The sequence below is a fragment of the Pseudonocardia sp. HH130630-07 genome (genome assembly GCF_001698125.1).
GTDB lineage: Bacteria > Actinomycetota > Actinomycetes > Mycobacteriales > Pseudonocardiaceae > Pseudonocardia.
Genome location: NZ_CP013855.1, coordinates 218,284 through 233,567 on the forward strand (window position 1 = coordinate 218,284; position 15,284 = coordinate 233,567).

Sequence of the window (15,284 nt, forward strand, 5' to 3'; positions counted from 1 at the left end):
ATGCAGTCTTTTCCGCAAGTCGTAATGCAGTCGGTATTGCCACCGGTTTTGCAGGCGTTCATGCTCTCGTTCGTGACTGCAGCATCGACACGGAGCGCCTGGGAGGCGCTGGAACGCCAGCAGCAGGGCGGACCGGTCCAGCTGCGCTGGCCGGAGGACCTCGGCACCGTGGTGCTGGCGATCGACAGCGAGAAGGGCGGGGTCGGAAAGTCCTCACTCGCCGGCGGCTTGGTCGCTGTCATGGCGGCCGCAGGCCATGACGTCCTGGCCGTGGACCTCGACCCGCGCGCGACCCTGACCGCCGAGCTCGACGCGGCGACACCCGAGGGCGACGCAGGACTCCCCGGGGTCAACGACCTGCTCTACGAGGACCAGAACATCGACCCGGGCGAGCTGCCTGAGCTGCGTGGCCTGGCCGAGCAGGCCGTACGTCCGGCCGGACCCCAGTGGGGCGAGCAGGTCCAGGTCCTGGCCGCCGAGCGAGCCCTGGCCCATCGCGAGTCCGACCTGACGACGCCCAACCTCGAGCACCGCCTGGCCCTGTCGCTGGAGGGCTTCAAGAAGCGGTTCCGGCTGGTGGTCATCGACCTGCCGCCGCGGGCCGGCGGCAAGCTCGTGGGCGCGGGCCTGCTCGCCGCCACCCACGTGCTGTTCCCCGGCACCCTCGACGAGGACGGCTTGATCGGCGTGCAGGACGCACGCAAGACCGCACAGCGGATCGCACGCGCGCATCCTGCGACGCTGCGCCCGGTCGGGGTCCTGCGGAACATCATCGAGCCCCGGACCCGGCTGGCTGAGCTGAGCGACCAGCGCTTCGTCGACGGCTTCGACGACGTCCTCGACGTCGTCGTGCCCAAACGCATCGTGCGCAGGGAGGCCCGCACCGCGTGCGTGCCGATCACCACCGCGACAACCCGAGACGCCCAGGACCTCACCAACGCCTACACGCTGGTGCTCAACGCGATTGCCGAGGTGCGCTGATGGCCGGGCTCATCAATAAGGCCGCCGAGCGGCCGCGGCTGCGTCGCGCTGCCGATGCCGACCGCGATCCCGCCGATATCGACGGCCCCCCGCTGCGGCTCGACCAGCAACAACATCCCGCACGCACCAGTGCAGACAATTCCGACATCAATTCGGCAAGCGAAAATGACAGTGATGACGCTGGCGATGCCGCAGCGTCCTCGGTTTCGAGCGCCGGGACCGCTGTCGAGGCCGGCGAGTCGAAGCCGCCGCCCGCGGCGCGTGTGAAGACGGGGCGATCCGGCGGGTCGGCGAGCCGGAGTACCGAGGGGCGTGGGCGCGAGAAGAAGAAGCCGCGGCGGGTCGGCCGGCCCCGCGGGCCGGAACGAGTGCCGTTCTCGACCCGGATCCTCGTGGACCTCGACCGTGCGATGGACGCGGCGGTCGAGACCAGTGGGCTGTCTCCGCAGCCCATCATCGAGGAGGCTCTGCGGGAGTGGTTCGTCGCTCGCGGCTACCTGGACGGGTCCGACCCGGTCCGGACCGCCGAGGGACAGGTCCGGACCGACCGCTGAGAGGTCCGGACCCGGACCGGCGGTTCTCGTCGCTGTGCGGGCCAAGCCGGACCGGGCGAGACAGCCGGTGCAGCCCGGGGTTCCACCGGCCGGATCGAGACCCCTTGGTGTCTCGGCCGCGGTCCGTGCGGTCTGGTCCGGCCTGGACCGGGGTCCGGACCGGGCGGACCGTGGCCGCCCACATCGGTGGCCCCGGGTCGCCCTCGTGGGCCTCTCCCGCCTCCCGTTGATCGGTTGTCATCGTGGGTGGCGGCGTGGGTCAATCAGCTCATCGCCCGGGTGTCCGGGACGCTCGCGGCCCTCTCGGGCGGACGTGGAGGACGACGGTGGGATTGCTGAGCTGGAAGAGCAGGCGCCCGAGCCCGGAGCCGTTCCCGGAGCGGGAGCCGGAGCCGGAGCCGGACGAGCTCACCCCTGCCGAGCGGGAGCTCTACCGCGCCGCGGACCGGCAGGCTGCCGCCGACGCTGCCGAGGCTGACCGGCCCCGGGGCTTGACCGGCCAGTGGCGTCCACCCGCGCACTGGAAGCAGGACCGCCGCCGGACCCGCTGACCACAGGCTCGGGCTCGGGCGGGACTTGGCCTGTGGCGGAGGCTGGCTGGGGCCTGATCCGCCGAGGAAATTTGATCTTGGCGAGGGTGGAAATTTCCGGGTTCCGGCGGGAAATTTCCGGCTCGCGCGCGTGTGCATGCGCGCGTACACGCGCGCGCCTTGACCCGCAACGCCCGGGCCCGCGGAAATTTCCGCCCCGGCCCTCTGCCCCCGCTCGTACGCGTCCGCCCGGCGTCGTACGGCCCGTGCTCGACGGCCGTCCAGCCGCTCGACCGATCAGCTCCACGGCCCGCCCGGCGGCCGGCCGGCTCCCCGGACTCGTGCGGCGCCGCCGGTGACCGATCCCGGTGCCGCGGGCCCGGTGCACGGCGGGCCTGGTCTTCCGGTGTCCGGCTCACCGGCGCCGTTCGGCGCGGGCGCGCTGCAGGGCCAGCTGCTGCGCGCGGCTCATCCGGCCGCGGGCCGGACTGGACAGCCACCGGGGCGCACCGGACCGGACCTCGCGGACCGCGGGGACGGTCCGGTCCGGGCGGTCCGGGCGGTCCGGGCGGTCCGGGCCCGCGGTCCGGACCTCTGCGCCGGCGAGCACCGAGCGGGGCGACGGCGAGACGGCGACCGCCCTCGGCGCCGGGTTCGGAGTCCTGGTGGTCCGGTCCGCCGGGTCCGGTCCGGTCCGGTCCGGGCGGTCCGGGCGGTCCGGTCCGCGGGTCCGGTCCGCGGGTCCAGTCCGCGGGTCGATGAGTGGGCCGTAGCGGTGGCGGCCGCCCGGTTCGGTGCGTTCGGCCAGGACGGGGCGCCCCCAGACCGCGGTGGGTAGCTCGGCGAGCCGGCCCCGCCAGGGGGCCAGGCGGGCGGCGAGGACCGCGGCGGGGTTCCGGGCCCCGGCCAGGGCGTCGCCGCGGGCGACGTCGGGCTGGTCGGGGTGGCGGTCCAGGGCGTGCAGCAGCCCGGCCGGGCACACACCGGCCTTCCACCAGGACGCCAGCAACCCCCGAGAGCTGGGATCGCTGCCGCTGCGACAGGCGACCGTAGGGCCGCCCCAGACGCTCCAGGAGCCTGTTCCGGGCCCGGGTACGGGTGATCGGGTCTGTCGGCACCCCGAACAACGGCCACGGACCTCTCAGAGCCCGCTTCTGCGCTGCCGCCTTGCTCTTGGCCAGGTTTTGATCTAGCCCTTGGGCTGTTGGGTTTTTGATCTCTTCTGTAACTGCAGGGAGGGTGACACTCTTGTAATTCGCCGCTGTGACCTGGGCGAACGGGTCGAGGATGGCGTAGGTGGGGGTGCGGCCCCGGCCGGTCTTCGTGCCCAGGAACGCTGCGCTGGCGCCTTCCTCGACCACGAGCAGCACGCCGGCTTCGGCGGCCTCGGCGAGTGCCCGGGAGACCGTGCGCTCCGAGCAGCCCGCGTGTTCGGCCATCGCGGCCCGGGAGACGCCCTGGACCAGGCCGTGCTCCCAGTCCATCGCCACCACGAGCCGAGTCAGGATCGCCCGGGTGCCCTGAACCCGGGGGCTGGTCCAGCCTTGCCCGGTCACGAACCGCTCGATCACGGCGAACGCCTGGACCTGGTCGACGACACAGCCGCCCTCAGCACGGACCAGCGCCACCAGGTCCCCGCGCTCCCACCGGCCGCTGTCGATCGCGGCACGGGCCCGCTGACGGCCCTCCCAGCGGGCCTGCCGCAATCCCTTCGCCCGATGCGGGGGCAGCACGTCCGGGTCCGGACCGCGACGACCACACGACGTCAGCACCCGAGCGGTCCGGACCCCACGCTGGCGGACCGCGGCCGGGGCCGGGTCGAGGTCCAGGACCTCCTGCGCGCGGTCCGGACCGGGACCGACCGCGGTCCGGACCGGGACCGGGCCGTCGTCCGGACCGCACGGCTGCGGTCCGGCGGCACGCCACGGCATCAGCTCGGCGGCAGGGGGGAGGTCGGACAGGTCCAGCAGCGCATCGGCCAGGTCCGGACCGCCGGGGAGCGGTCCAGCCTGACCTGCGGAGGAGTGAACCTGTCTACATATGTGGTCAGGTCCGAGGTCCGTTGGAGGTCCGGACCTGGGAGAAGGCAGGTCCGTCGGAGGTCCGGACCTCAGTGAGGGCAGGTCCGTCGGAGGTCCGGACCTGGGGCAGGCTCGCAACTTCTCGTGAGGCCGCGTATCTTCAGACACGAACGACCCCCCTTGTTGGGGATCGTTTGGAGCCGCAGATACGACTCAGCTCCGGTGGTTCATCAGGCTCTCGGGCCTGGGGTGCTACTTGGGTCACGTCGTCTCACCTTGGGAAATGGGTGGCTTCCGGGATCCGGCGGGCGTGCCGGGTGCCACTCGGACGAAGTTGGCGCTTCGTCCGAATGACTTCTTCGGGGCGGTCCCTCACGGGGCCGCCCCGAACGTCGTTCAGCGGCTCATACTATGCGTCTCCTCTTGGCGACTGTGCGCTGCGGGCCACACACAGTCAGCGAGTTCGGCGGCCTCGTAGGTCTCGTCACGAGGTTGGTGCAGCGACCCTGCTGGTGAAGGCCGCGGCGAACTCCGCCCACCACGCACTGGGCTCTGTCTCCAGCGCCGCTGCGGCGAGGCGCTTCCCGGTCTCGGTGTGCACGGCGGTCACCATGCTGTCGACAAACCGCTGGACCTGCTGATTGCCCTGGGCCTGGTACTCCCGAGCTTGGAGTAGGCAGTCGAGCTTGTCCGCGTCGCGGGAGCACTTCGCCTCTGGTGTGGCCGCCGGAGTCTTGGCGGCCTCGTGCTCGTCGATCAGCTCGACGATGTGGCGCCCCAGGATCTCAGGCAGCTCAGCAACCTGGTCGGCAGCGACGTCGTGCGGGGCCGCTGTCGTGATGTACGGGCGGCCGACATTCGGTACGTCCCCGATTCGGGTCTCGGGGAGGTCGTGGAACAGCCCCAGGGTGGCCGCGCGATCTGCGTTGGCTCCCTCGAGGACTGCGATCACGTAGGCGAGAACCCCGACTCGGAAGCTGTGCTCGGCGACGGTCTCCGGGTTGTGCACCCCAGCGAGCAGCCAGCCGGCTCGTCTGAGCTGCTTGAGCTGACCGACCTCGTACGCGAACTGGGCGATCCCTCGTGCTTCCACGTCTGCATCATCCACTTTCTGCGAGGTAGAGGACCTGTTCCAGCCTGCTCCGGGCCTCGGGGCTGAGCTGATCGCTCTCCATACCCAGTCTGGCCGCTTCACCGATCCGGTGCTTCGTCGCTGCGGGCCCTGCGAGATGCCGACGCCACCGCAGGAGCGACCAGAGCGCATGGATGCAGAGCTCGCGGTACGGAGCGTGCGCCACGCCGTCCAGGAGTGACTCCAGGAGACGATCGCCGAGCCAATCGCTTCGGCCATGCGTCATGTCCGAGTCCTCGGTCCAGACCTCGGGTGACTCCCCCACCCAGTAGGCCCAGTAGTTGAGGTTCGCCTCGATTCCCTGCTCGTTGGAGAGCGCCTGAGCGATGAAGCGGCGGAGTGGCTCCAGATCCCCCTGGTGGCTGCTGGCCACAGCCTGAGACCGTGCGACAGCCCAGGCCGGAGTCCACGAACGGAGATCGACTCCTACCCGGGTTTCAGACCGAACCTGCTCCGCCACCCAGCCCCGGCTCTCCTCGTCATGGGCGACCAGGAACTTCACCTGACGACGCATCATCGCGCCGCGGTCGTTGGAGGGGACGGCATCAGCCGCCTGTCGTAGCTCCCGGGCAACCGACGATCGGACTCCCGCTGGCACGTGCAGACGCGGTGCCGCGGTGCGCAGTTCACGAGGGACCACTCCGGTGAGTGGCCACGCCAGCAGCTCCGTTGTCGTCCGGTCGGGGACGACCAAGGAGAGCGGATGCGGATCGCCCTCCTGCGCGAGCATGTCCGTGTAGATCGAGTCCACGAAGACCGCCTGGACGAGAACGTTGATCAGGGCTGGCGAGGCGCCCTGGTGGCGCAGATGCCGTAGCAGTCGTTGCTGGTCCTGAACGCTCTGTCGCGCCAGTGGGCGCCGTCCGGACTCCCATGCCTGGACAGTGCTGGGGGCCTGTCGTACGAGCTCGGCGAGGCTCTCCTGTGTCATACCCACGCCCGAGCGGATAGCGGCGAGCACAGAGCCGCCGAGCTTGCCCGCGATGCCTTCCGCACCGGGAGTCAGGCTTCGAGTCGCCACAGGCTGCCTCTCACGCTCGTTCGGGCTGATTCTCCGTACTCGCAGTCAGGGGTACACGGTCTGACCTGCTCGTACGGTCTTTTCATGCTCCGATCCGCCGTTTGCCGACGATCAGGTTTCGCCGCTCGGCTCGCTCAGCGCCCGCAGCTGGGCTCGAAGGCGGTCGACGTCCCAGCGCAGCTGGCCGCCGGCGGTCCGGAGCTCGGCCTGGACACGTCCGTCCTTCTCCCAACGCCACAAGGTCGCCGGGTCAACACCGACCGCGACCGCGGCCTTGCCGGTGCCGACGAGCCGCCCACTTCCCGTAGTCACGCGCCCACGATCGCACGTCGACGCATCAGATACCAGTAAAGCGACTCTTGCAAGAGTTCGACTGAGGCGTCTACGGTCATGGATGCAAGAGTTACGAGTGATGCAAGACCCTGAGCCACGGCCTCGACGGGTGGCACCCCGCCGAGGCCCTGCAGGTCGCCAGAACCCCTGAGCAGAGGAGACGACCCATGGAGCACGGTACGACCAACGCCGGCGAGTACTTCTGGGCCCGCGGCCCGGTCCCGCACCTCAGCGACCCGGCGCGGCACTGCGTCGACGTCGACACCGAGCTGTTCTTCCCGGTCAGCGAGACCGGGCCGGCGTTGCGGGCGGCGCAGGCTGTGTGCGCGGGCTGCCCGCTGGCCGAGCAGTGCCGGCAGTGGGCGACCGACGCCGGCGAGTGGGGCATCTGGGCCGGGTCCACGACCGACGAGCGTCGCGCCGACCGGCGCCGTGCTCGCGAGGCCGCGGCCGCCGAGGCCTCGCCGGCGGAGGTGGCGGCGTGATCACCAGCATCTTCGATCGGCTGCTCGACTTCGCGTTCCTCGCCTTCGTCGCGCTGCTCGCTCTGGGCCTGCACGGCTGGGAGGTCGCGGTGCTGTCGGTGGTCGCAGCCGTGGTCGTCAGCGAGATCTTCGGTGCCGTCATGGGCCGGGCGCTCCGTCGCCGCGCCGTCTCGGCCTCGTTGGGGGAGGCGCGGCGATGAGCGGCGACCGGATCTCCGTCGAGGACCTGCTGGGTCTGGTCCCGGCGGCCCGCGAGGTCGATGAGACGGCCGGGACCTCGGCCGCCGACCTGGTCGGGCTGTCGATGCGCCACGCCGACGACCTGGCTCGGATCGTCGAGGCCGCGATCGCCGAGCAGAACCTGCAGCACGACGCCGAGGTCGCGAGCCTGCGCCGCCGGCACCGCCGCCGCATCAAGGGCCTGCAGCTGCTTGCCGACGCACTCGGCGAGCAGCACGCCCAGCTCGACGAGGCCGAGCACCAGGTCCGCCGCCAGGAGACCGAGCACCAGGTCCGCCGCGAGCGCCAGGACCGCCCCACCGCTGAGTCGACGGAGCAGGAGGACTGATCCCGGTGAGCACCACCGACTGGGCAACCATGCGCGCCGAGCGCCAGCGCCTCGCGGCCGAGACCGCCGAGCGCCAGGCCGCCGCTTCCCTGACCCGGGAGCGGGTCGAGGCGGCGCGCGCCGAGCGTGAGGCCGCCGCGGCTGCTGCTCAGCGTGCGCAGGACCAGCTCGACCGGGACGCCCGCCGGGACCGGTGGGCGGCACGTCGTGCCGCTCTGGCGGCCGCGGGGCCGAGGGTCGCCGGTCTGGTCGCGTGCGCCGCACCGACGGCGATCGCGGTGCACGGCCAGTACAAGTTCGGCGAGAGCGTCATGGGGCTACCGGCTCCGCTGCCCGCGCTCGTGCCGCTGATGCTCGAGGGCGCGGCGTGGCTGCTGGCCTGGCGCCGTCACCAGGCCGTCCGCACCGGTGAGCCCTCCGGACGCCTGGCCGCGGGTATGTGGACGATCGCGCTGACCGCAGCCGGACTGAACCTGAGCCACTACCTGCCGAACTGGCACGTCGGCGCCGTGTTCGGTGTTGCTTCGCTGGTCGGATTCGCGCTGGTCGAGCTGCTCGCTCAGCACGAACGGACCGCCTTGGCCGACGGATTCCGGCGCCGCCGCCGGCTGGCCGGTCTGGCCCGCACGCTGCGGTTCCCGGTCGCGTCCTGGCGGGCGTGGTCGCGGCGCCTGGAGCTGGGCCCGATCAGCGCGGACCCGATCGCCGACGCCGATAGCGCGTGGCGCCACGCCTGGACCCTGACCCACGACGAGACCCTCACCATCGAGACCGTCGACGCGCTGCGCCGCGAGGCCGACGACACCGCGGCCGAGCGCGACCAGGCCCGCACCGACGCCGAGGCCCTGCGCGACGCCCTGATCGAGCGCGACGACGCCCTGGCCGCCGAGCAGACCCGAACGGATGTCAGCAGCGCCGCCGCCGAGCAGGCCCGGGTCGCGGCCGCGCAGCTGCGCGCCGAGCTGACCCGGTTGCGGGCCGAGCACGACCAGGTCCTCGCCGACAACGCCGACCTGCACGCCGCGGCCGCCGCGGCTGCCGAGGTCGTCGACGAGGGGCCCGACGACGACGGGGACGAGGACGAGCAGCCCGGGATCGTGCTGGAGCCGGAGCTGATCGCCGCCGGCCGCGTGGTCGCCCAGCGCCTGGCCGAGCAGGACAAGCGGCTGAGCCGGGCGGCGCTGATCGCCGGTCTGCGTGCCGATGACCACGGGATCGGCACCGACCGGGCGAACGTTCTGCTCGCGCTGCTGCGCGAGGAGGAGTCCACCGAGACGACCGACGAGAGCGAGGCGGCATGAGCACCCGGGACCGGCGCCGGCGCCGCACGCACGCCGAGGCGACCCTCGCCGACCGGATCGAGGCCAAGGCCCGGGGCCGCGCCGCGACCGCGGTCACCGGCCACGACCGTCTCGCCGCCTCGGTGGACTTCCTGCGGTCGGCCGCGGCCGCCCAGATGGTCCACGACCCCCAAGGCGTGGACCTGACCCTGCTCGACCTGTCGGAACGGATCTGGCGGGCCGCAGAGACCTTGATCGAGCAGCGCCGGCGCAGCCAGCCCGGCGCGGTGGAGAGGAGCGCCCGATGAGCCCCCGCCCCCTGCCCTGGGACACCCCCGAGGCCGAGCCCCAGCCCGCCCGACCCGACCTGCGGGTCGTCGCCGAGCAGCAGCCCACCGACACCCGCACCGCCACCACCCCGGCTACGCCGGAGCCGCAGCGGGCACCCGCCGGACCGCCCGCCACGTCGACGGCGTCGCCGGCGCCCACGACGTCGGCGGAGCCGGCGGTGTGGCCGGGTGAGGGTGAGGTCGCTCCGTCGGCGCCGTCGCTGCACGACCGGATCCACACCGGCCTGCACGAGGCCGGGAAGGACTTCGTCGCGGAGCTGCGGTTCGTCCGGGAGCGCCCGAACAGCCTGATCGACCACATCGCCTACGCCCGGCACGGCGAGTGGACCAACCGCAAGGACGGCTGGCAGCGCCGGGCCGCGCTGGCCTGGACCTACACCGCGGCCATCCCGGTCTCGACCGTCGCCTACCTGTCGGTGTGGGCCGTGGCCCGCCCCGGCCGCGCCGCGGCCGCCGTCGCCGCGGTGTCGACCACCGCGTCCGCGCTCAACGCACTGCCCGTCCTGGGCTGGTTCATCCCGGACTGGCTGACCATCCCCTACTGGCTCGGCATCTGACCAGCCGAAACCCGAAAGGACAAGATCATGACTGGTTCTCTGCTCACCATCGCCGGGCTCGCGCTGATCGTCGGCTTCTGGCTGTGGTTCCACAAGGACGCCCCGAAGACCACGGTCTTCTTCTTCCTCATCGCCGGGATCGGCATCGGCGGCCTGCTCGGCAGCGCGATCGGGCAGCTGATCAACGCCGCGATGGGCACCGTCGGCACCGCCACCGGGAACCTGATCGGGATCGGCACCTCGACCCTGGTCACCGGGCTCGCGCTGGTCGCGACCCTGGAGGTCGTCATCAAGGGCATGCACCCGCGCAAGGCCCGCACCAAGCGCTGGCACGCCTGGCTCGCCCTGGCCCTGCCCACGATCGTCGTCGCCAGCGGCCTGCCGGTGGTCACCGCCGCCATGGACATGCTCTCCACCGGCGCGGCGTCGGTCGGTCAGGCCTTCAACGGGCTCGGGTGATCGGCGATGGAGATCGTGCTGTTCTCCCTGCTCATGGCGTGGGGCTTAACCCGCTACGGCGTCACCGACCTGGTCGCGACGGCGCGCGGGACCGAGTCCCCGCGCATCGCCGAGCGGCGCCAGCGCTCCGCTCAGGCCCACGAGCGCGCGATGGCCCGCGGTGGGCAGACCGTCGGTTCGGCGATCGGGTCCCGGATCGCTGACCGGATCGCCAACCCCCACCCGCGCAAGGACAAGCAGCGCGGCCCGGCCCGGAACTACTTCGCCGGGCTGTGGGCCGACTCGTGGGACCGGGCCGCCGAGAAGCACCGCGAGCGCACCGAGCAGCGCCGCGGCGGCCAGGACGCCGACGCCACCACGACCGAGACCGGGACGAAGGACCCGGCCACCGAGCCCACCGGCCCGGACACCCACGAGCAGAAGGTCCGCATCGTCGACCACGAGCCCACCGACGGGACCGCCGACTCCGACACCGACTCCGACATCGGGGAGCGCACCGCGCCGGGCGCGAGCACGACGCCGGGGACCGGCGACGAGTCCCCGGCGCCGGCGTCGACCCCGGACGGTCACGCGGAAGCCCCGGCAGCAGGCAGCGCCGCCACCGGTGGGGCGCCGGGCCCCGGGGCGATGGGGTCCGTGCCGCCGGGGACCGGTCTGGCCTCGCCCATCGGGCCGGAGCCGCTGCACGTCTTCCACCACTTCCCGACCGCTCCGACCACGCCGCAGGCCGGCACGTCGACGCAGGTCGTCGACGACCCCGACGACGAGATCATCGACGCCGAGATCGTCGAGGACCCGCCCACGCAGGACCACGCCGCCGCTGCGGCGCAGGAGCCGCCGGTCCAGCGCGTGTACGAGGAGCGCCACGTCCACCACCACCACTACCCGCCCGCCACGACGGAGCCCGCCGCCGCTGCAGGCGAGCCCGGCCCGGGTCCCGACGACGGCGTCACCGACGCCGAGATCGTCGACGACCCCGCGCAGGGCACCGGCGCCGGCGAGCGCACCCCCCAGACCACCCCGGCCGGCACCGGCCGGGGAGACACCACCGCCACGGAGGCACCCACCATGACCCACGCCACCAGCACCACCGAGATGGCCAGCGGCGAGACCCTCGACCCGACCGCGGCGAAGAACTTCTCCGCCTCGATGCAGACCGTCGCCGAGAACGCCGTCCAGCAGATCGAGCTGAGCATCTCCAACCTGGAGCAGCGCGGCGTGTCCGGCGAGCCGATCGACCTGCTCCGCCAGATGCAGGAGAGCTTCACGACCGCGGTCACCACCGCCGAGAACGTCGCCGAGCACTTCGACCGCCACATCGGCCACCAGGATCAGCTGCTCAGCGACGACACGATCGCCGGCACCGTCCGCGACACCTACGTCGGCAGCGCTTCCTAAGGAGGGAGACCGTCCGGCGACCAGCCGGACAGCCCCTGCCCCCAGCTCGTTGGTGGGCATCCGCGTCGTGGCGGAGCAGGGGCACAAAGAATCTTCCTTGCCAGACTTGCAAGGTTTTCCTCTCATCGCCTAGCGTCGTCGTGCAAGGTTTATCAGCTTTGCAAGGCTCTGCTCATCGACATCGGGAGCGCCTCACCATGAGCCAGACCAGCGAGACCCCACCGAAGCCAGGCACCGAACTGGTGCGCCGCCCCGAAGCAGCGCTGGTCAAGCGCTCCCCGGCCGCGGAGGCCGAGCTGCGCGCGCACCTGGCGCGTGAGGCTCGGATCGAGCGGGGTGCGAAGGCCCGGCTGGCGCCGTTCGCCGCGGCCGCGGTTGTCGCGGTGCTGGGCTGGGCCGGGTGGGGGCTGCACGAGCTGCTGCGCCTGGGTGCTGGCCCCGCGGCCGCGGTCCTCGCGCTGCCGGTCGCGATGAGCCTGGTCGTGCTCGCCGGCGCGGCGGCCGCGGTCGCCTGGCGCCGTCAGCTGGCCGGGCACCGCGGCCGGCTCGCGCTCGCCACGGCCGCCGCCGCGACCTGGGCCGGTGTCGTCTCGATGGTCTCGCCGATGTCCTGGACCGCGACCGCGGTACTGGTCCTCGGCGCGATCGCGCTCTGCTCGCGCTGGCAGGCCGCGCACGCCGTCGCCCAGCCCGACCCCGCCGACGCCACCCGCACCCCGGTGCAGGCGACCGCGCGCGACCGTCGTCAGGACAACGACGACGCCGCCGAGGTCGCCGAGGTGATCGAGCGGTGGGACAGCCGCATCGCCGTCGCCCGCGGCGCGGTTCCCGGTTCCGCGCTCATCGACGCGCAGGTCCTGCCCGCTGCGATCCGCTTCACCGTCGAGACCGAGCCCGGCACGACCTCGTTCGACACCGTGCACGCCGTACGGGGCCGAATCGCCTCCGGGCTGCAGCGCCCCGGTTCCCGGGTCGTGCTGGAGCCCTCCGACCGAAGCGAGTCGGAGTTCTCGCTGACCGTCATCACCCGCGACCTGCTCGCCGAGGGCGTCGCCTACACCGGCCCGAACTACCAGAGCGGCCAGATCCGGATCGGCGAGTTCGCCGACGGCGCCGGCGACGCCGTCTTCGTCGCCGCGGACAAGGTCGGGGCCCGCAACGGCCTGGCCACCGGCGAGCCCGGTTCCGGGAAGTCCGCGTTCCTCGAGGCCGTCGGGATGGGGCTGCTCGCCTCCGGGCACTGGCACCTGATGTTCGGCGACGGCGACCCCGAGGGCGGCAGCTCGCCGCTGCTCAACCAGATCTCGGATTGGGCCGCCGCCGGCCCCGAGCAGGTCCTCGCCCAGCTCGCGGCGCTGGAGTCGATGCTGGAGGTCCGGTCGATGCTCAAGGCGACCCTGACCATCGGCCCCGACGGGCTCCCCGTCGAGAGGACCGACCCGAGTCAGCCCTCGGCACGCGAGATCCACCCCTGTCAGGCCTTCCCGGGGGTCATGTGGATCCTCGACGAGCTCCACCGCCTGGCCGGCGACCCGATGATGCGTGACGCGAAGTTCATCGCCCGCCTGGAGCGCCTGTCGCGGATCCTGCGCAAGTACGGCGGCGGGCTACTCGTCGGCACCCAGTCGATGCTGCTGCCCGACTTCGGCGGCTCCTCCCCGCTGCGCGGCTACCTGTCCAGCCGGAACCTGTTCGCCTTTCGCAACCACAACAAGTCCGAGCGCGCCGTGGTCTCCGGCCTGGAGATCAGCCCGTCGCTGCTGCCACCCGGCGGCGGCTACGCCTTCTCCGCCGGGGCCGGGCGACTCGCGATGCTGCGCGTGGCCTGGTCGCCTGACATGGCCCGCCACGCCGAGAACCTCAGCTCCGCCATCCTCGATCAGGACTCCGAGCTGGCCATGGCGCCGCACCGCCCGGCTCTTGTCGACGACGACACCGCGTTCGAGGAGAAGCTCGCCCGGCTGCGGGCCTGGCGCAGCGGCGCCGGAACCCGGCCCTCCGCCGAGCTCACCCCGACCGAGCCGGCCGCACGGGGTGTGGACGTGTTCGGTGACCCGACGGCCCTCGCCGTCCCGGCCGCGCTGACCGGGGACAACGTCGTCCCTCTGACCCCGCGCCAGGCGCTGCCCGCCCTCGACGCGCTGCCGGCCGACGAAGATGCTCTGCCCACCACTCAACGAGCCGTACTCGGCGCTGTCCGGGACGGCCACAACGCCACCGGCGCGATCGCCAAGGCCATGGGGTTCAGCTCGTCCAACACGTCCAAGGCGCTGTCCGCGCTGGTCGACCTGGGACTGCTCGACAAGGCCGAGCACGGCCTGTACTACCCGGCCGCCACCCCCGCCGGGACGTCGCGGTGAGCGCCGTCGCCGCTACCGGCGGGCTGATGACCGACCGGTGGGGATGGCAGCCCACCGCCTGGATCCAGGACGGCCTGCCGACCTGGCGGTGGCGCGCCGCCCCCGCCGGGCTGATCACCCGCCGGCAGATGCGCGCCGCCGGCCTCGCCCCCTGCGGAGCCGCACCGGTCGCCCAGGTCGTGTGCCGGCGCGGCCGCCGCTGGGCGCTGCTGTGGGACCCCGCCGACCTCGGCCCCAAGCGGGTCCCGACCTCCGCCCAGCTCGCCGCGCTCGACCGGGCGCTGGCCGCACGCCGGCGGTGCCCGCTCTGCCGCCGCGACGCCGGCTACTGCATCCCCCGCTCACTCGGCGTCTGCCTCGACTGCCACGCCGCGCCTCCGGTCGCACTGCCGACCGCCGCCTGACCCCTTGATCTCCGGGCGGGGCGTGGACGACGCCGACCACGCACACCTCCTGCGCCCCGCCCGGTTCCACCTCTCTCACCTGCAGAAACTGGACAAGGAGCCCCATCGTGACCACCTTCTTCACCGCCAGCCGACTGTTCGGTCGCCGGCGCCGCGACGTCGCCTTCAACCCGGTCGCCGACGTCGTCAGCCCGGACGACCTGCTCCACGTCCGCACCACCCAGGACCTGGAGAACATCCACTTCCAGCTACTCGACGCTGTCCCCTCCTACGGCGCGACGACCGCGCTGGGCCAGGCCCTGATCGAGGCAGCGAGCATCGTGCACTCGCTGGCCAGCGCGTGGCGGTGGCGCCTGGGCGACCCGGCCGCCCGGGTCGCGGCCCAGCGCTGCCTGGCCGTCCTGGCCCACCCCGACGCCGTCCTGGCCCGCTACACCGGCCCGGACAGCGCGCACGCCCGCGCCTGGATCGACCACATCAGCCAGATCGCCATCTCCGAGCCTGCACCGGCCTGGTCCCGCGAGACGACCGAAACCTTCGGCGCGGTGGACGACGGCCCGGCCGGCTGGGGCCAGAACTGATGCAGAAGACGGCCATCGAGACCACGGACCTGACCCCGGAGCAGTTCACGGCGCTGACGCGGGCCGTGGACCGGCGGGACTTCGCGGTGCGCGCCGACGCCGCCGTACTCGCCGAGCTGCACGACATGGGAATGGTGACCAGCCCGTCCGACGGGCCTGGCGCCTACGCCTTCATCACCTGCGCCGGCGCAGCCGCGGCGCGCCACGCACCCAGCCCCTGAAGCGCAGGCGGGGCGTCGACGACGCCGACCAAGACACCTCCGGCGCCCC

Annotated in this window: 19 protein-coding genes; 15 read left to right on the top strand and 4 right to left on the bottom strand. The window is 72.8% G+C overall.

Annotated elements, in window-relative coordinates; genetic code table 11:
* Positions 1 to 72: 72 nt before the first annotated feature.
* The 3 genes from AFB00_RS29745 (at position 73) to AFB00_RS29755 (ending at position 2,086) form a co-directional block, all read left to right on the top strand.
* Positions 73 to 981 carry a ParA family protein gene (locus tag AFB00_RS29745; protein ID WP_197520017.1) on the top strand — a complete coding sequence of 303 codons (909 nt, stop codon included), beginning with the start codon at positions 73 to 75 and terminating at the stop codon, positions 979 to 981.
* Positions 981 to 1,535 (top strand): hypothetical protein, encoded by a 555-nt coding sequence (locus AFB00_RS33700; protein ID WP_156819898.1) that lies wholly within the window; start codon positions 981 to 983, stop codon positions 1,533 to 1,535. The genes AFB00_RS29745 and AFB00_RS33700 overlap by 1 nt, the downstream gene beginning before the upstream one ends.
* A 326-nt stretch (positions 1,536 to 1,861) precedes the next feature.
* Complete coding sequence (locus AFB00_RS29755; RefSeq protein ID WP_068800863.1) at positions 1,862 to 2,086, top strand: hypothetical protein; 225 nt, start codon at positions 1,862 to 1,864, stop codon at positions 2,084 to 2,086.
* A gap of 394 nt (positions 2,087 to 2,480) precedes the next feature.
* Here AFB00_RS29755 and AFB00_RS29760 read toward each other — a convergent pair whose 3' ends face one another.
* The 4 genes from AFB00_RS29760 to AFB00_RS29785 all read right to left on the bottom strand — a co-directional run bounded on the left by AFB00_RS29760 (position 2,481) and on the right by AFB00_RS29785 (position 6,551).
* A complete protein-coding gene (locus tag AFB00_RS29760) occupies positions 2,481 to 3,074 on the bottom strand; it encodes a hypothetical protein (protein WP_068800864.1) in 594 nt (197 codons plus the stop codon).
* A 1,496-nt stretch (positions 3,075 to 4,570) separates the two neighbouring features.
* Positions 4,571 to 5,179, bottom strand: coding sequence for an HD domain-containing protein (locus AFB00_RS29775; protein ID WP_231974540.1), 609 nt, complete (start codon positions 5,177 to 5,179; stop codon positions 4,571 to 4,573).
* 7 nt (positions 5,180 to 5,186) lie between these two features.
* Positions 5,187 to 6,239, bottom strand: a complete 1,053-nt coding sequence (locus AFB00_RS35305) for a helix-turn-helix domain-containing protein (protein WP_068800868.1) — start codon at positions 6,237 to 6,239, stop codon at positions 5,187 to 5,189.
* 111 nt (positions 6,240 to 6,350) lie between these two features.
* A complete protein-coding gene (locus tag AFB00_RS29785) occupies positions 6,351 to 6,551 on the bottom strand; it encodes a hypothetical protein (RefSeq protein WP_068800869.1) in 201 nt (66 codons plus the stop codon).
* A 188-nt stretch (positions 6,552 to 6,739) separates the two neighbouring features.
* On the opposite strand from AFB00_RS29785, the gene AFB00_RS29790 reads away from it, so the two are divergent.
* The 12 genes from AFB00_RS29790 (at position 6,740) to AFB00_RS29845 (ending at position 15,235) form a co-directional block, all read left to right on the top strand.
* Positions 6,740 to 7,057: a WhiB family transcriptional regulator gene (locus AFB00_RS29790; RefSeq protein ID WP_083276216.1), complete on the top strand. Its 318-nt coding sequence runs from the start codon at positions 6,740 to 6,742 to the stop codon at positions 7,055 to 7,057.
* The gene (locus tag AFB00_RS29795; RefSeq protein WP_068800870.1) at positions 7,054 to 7,257 is read left to right on the top strand and encodes a hypothetical protein; all 204 of its coding nucleotides are present in this window, start codon (positions 7,054 to 7,056) and stop codon (positions 7,255 to 7,257) included. The genes AFB00_RS29790 and AFB00_RS29795 overlap by 4 nt, the downstream gene beginning before the upstream one ends.
* Complete coding sequence (locus AFB00_RS29800) at positions 7,254 to 7,625, top strand: hypothetical protein (RefSeq protein WP_068800871.1); 372 nt, start codon at positions 7,254 to 7,256, stop codon at positions 7,623 to 7,625. Before AFB00_RS29795 ends, AFB00_RS29800 begins: the two co-directional genes overlap by 4 nt.
* A 5-nt stretch (positions 7,626 to 7,630) precedes the next feature.
* Complete coding sequence (locus AFB00_RS29805; protein ID WP_068800872.1) at positions 7,631 to 8,926, top strand: hypothetical protein; 1,296 nt, start codon at positions 7,631 to 7,633, stop codon at positions 8,924 to 8,926.
* Positions 8,923 to 9,213 (top strand): hypothetical protein, encoded by a 291-nt coding sequence (locus AFB00_RS29810; protein WP_068800873.1) that lies wholly within the window; start codon positions 8,923 to 8,925, stop codon positions 9,211 to 9,213. Before AFB00_RS29805 ends, AFB00_RS29810 begins: the two co-directional genes overlap by 4 nt.
* Positions 9,210 to 9,812 (top strand): hypothetical protein, encoded by a 603-nt coding sequence (locus tag AFB00_RS29815; RefSeq protein WP_068800874.1) that lies wholly within the window; start codon positions 9,210 to 9,212, stop codon positions 9,810 to 9,812. Before AFB00_RS29810 ends, AFB00_RS29815 begins: the two co-directional genes overlap by 4 nt.
* 27 nt (positions 9,813 to 9,839) lie before the next feature.
* Positions 9,840 to 10,271: a hypothetical protein gene (locus tag AFB00_RS29820; RefSeq protein ID WP_068800875.1), complete on the top strand. Its 432-nt coding sequence runs from the start codon at positions 9,840 to 9,842 to the stop codon at positions 10,269 to 10,271.
* 6 nt (positions 10,272 to 10,277) lie between these two features.
* Positions 10,278 to 11,669, top strand: coding sequence for a hypothetical protein (locus AFB00_RS29825; RefSeq protein WP_068800876.1), 1,392 nt, complete (start codon positions 10,278 to 10,280; stop codon positions 11,667 to 11,669).
* Between the two features lie 197 nt (positions 11,670 to 11,866).
* Positions 11,867 to 14,029, top strand: coding sequence for a hypothetical protein (locus tag AFB00_RS29830; protein WP_068800877.1), 2,163 nt, complete (start codon positions 11,867 to 11,869; stop codon positions 14,027 to 14,029).
* Positions 14,026 to 14,433 carry an RRQRL motif-containing zinc-binding protein gene (locus tag AFB00_RS29835; RefSeq protein ID WP_442965886.1) on the top strand — a complete coding sequence of 136 codons (408 nt, stop codon included), beginning with the start codon at positions 14,026 to 14,028 and terminating at the stop codon, positions 14,431 to 14,433. Before AFB00_RS29830 ends, AFB00_RS29835 begins: the two co-directional genes overlap by 4 nt.
* A 107-nt stretch (positions 14,434 to 14,540) precedes the next feature.
* The gene (locus AFB00_RS29840; RefSeq protein ID WP_068800878.1) at positions 14,541 to 15,014 is read left to right on the top strand and encodes a hypothetical protein; all 474 of its coding nucleotides are present in this window, start codon (positions 14,541 to 14,543) and stop codon (positions 15,012 to 15,014) included.
* Positions 15,014 to 15,235, top strand: a complete 222-nt coding sequence (locus AFB00_RS29845) for a hypothetical protein (protein ID WP_068800879.1) — start codon at positions 15,014 to 15,016, stop codon at positions 15,233 to 15,235. The genes AFB00_RS29840 and AFB00_RS29845 overlap by 1 nt, the downstream gene beginning before the upstream one ends.
* Positions 15,236 to 15,284 lie beyond the last annotated feature (49 nt).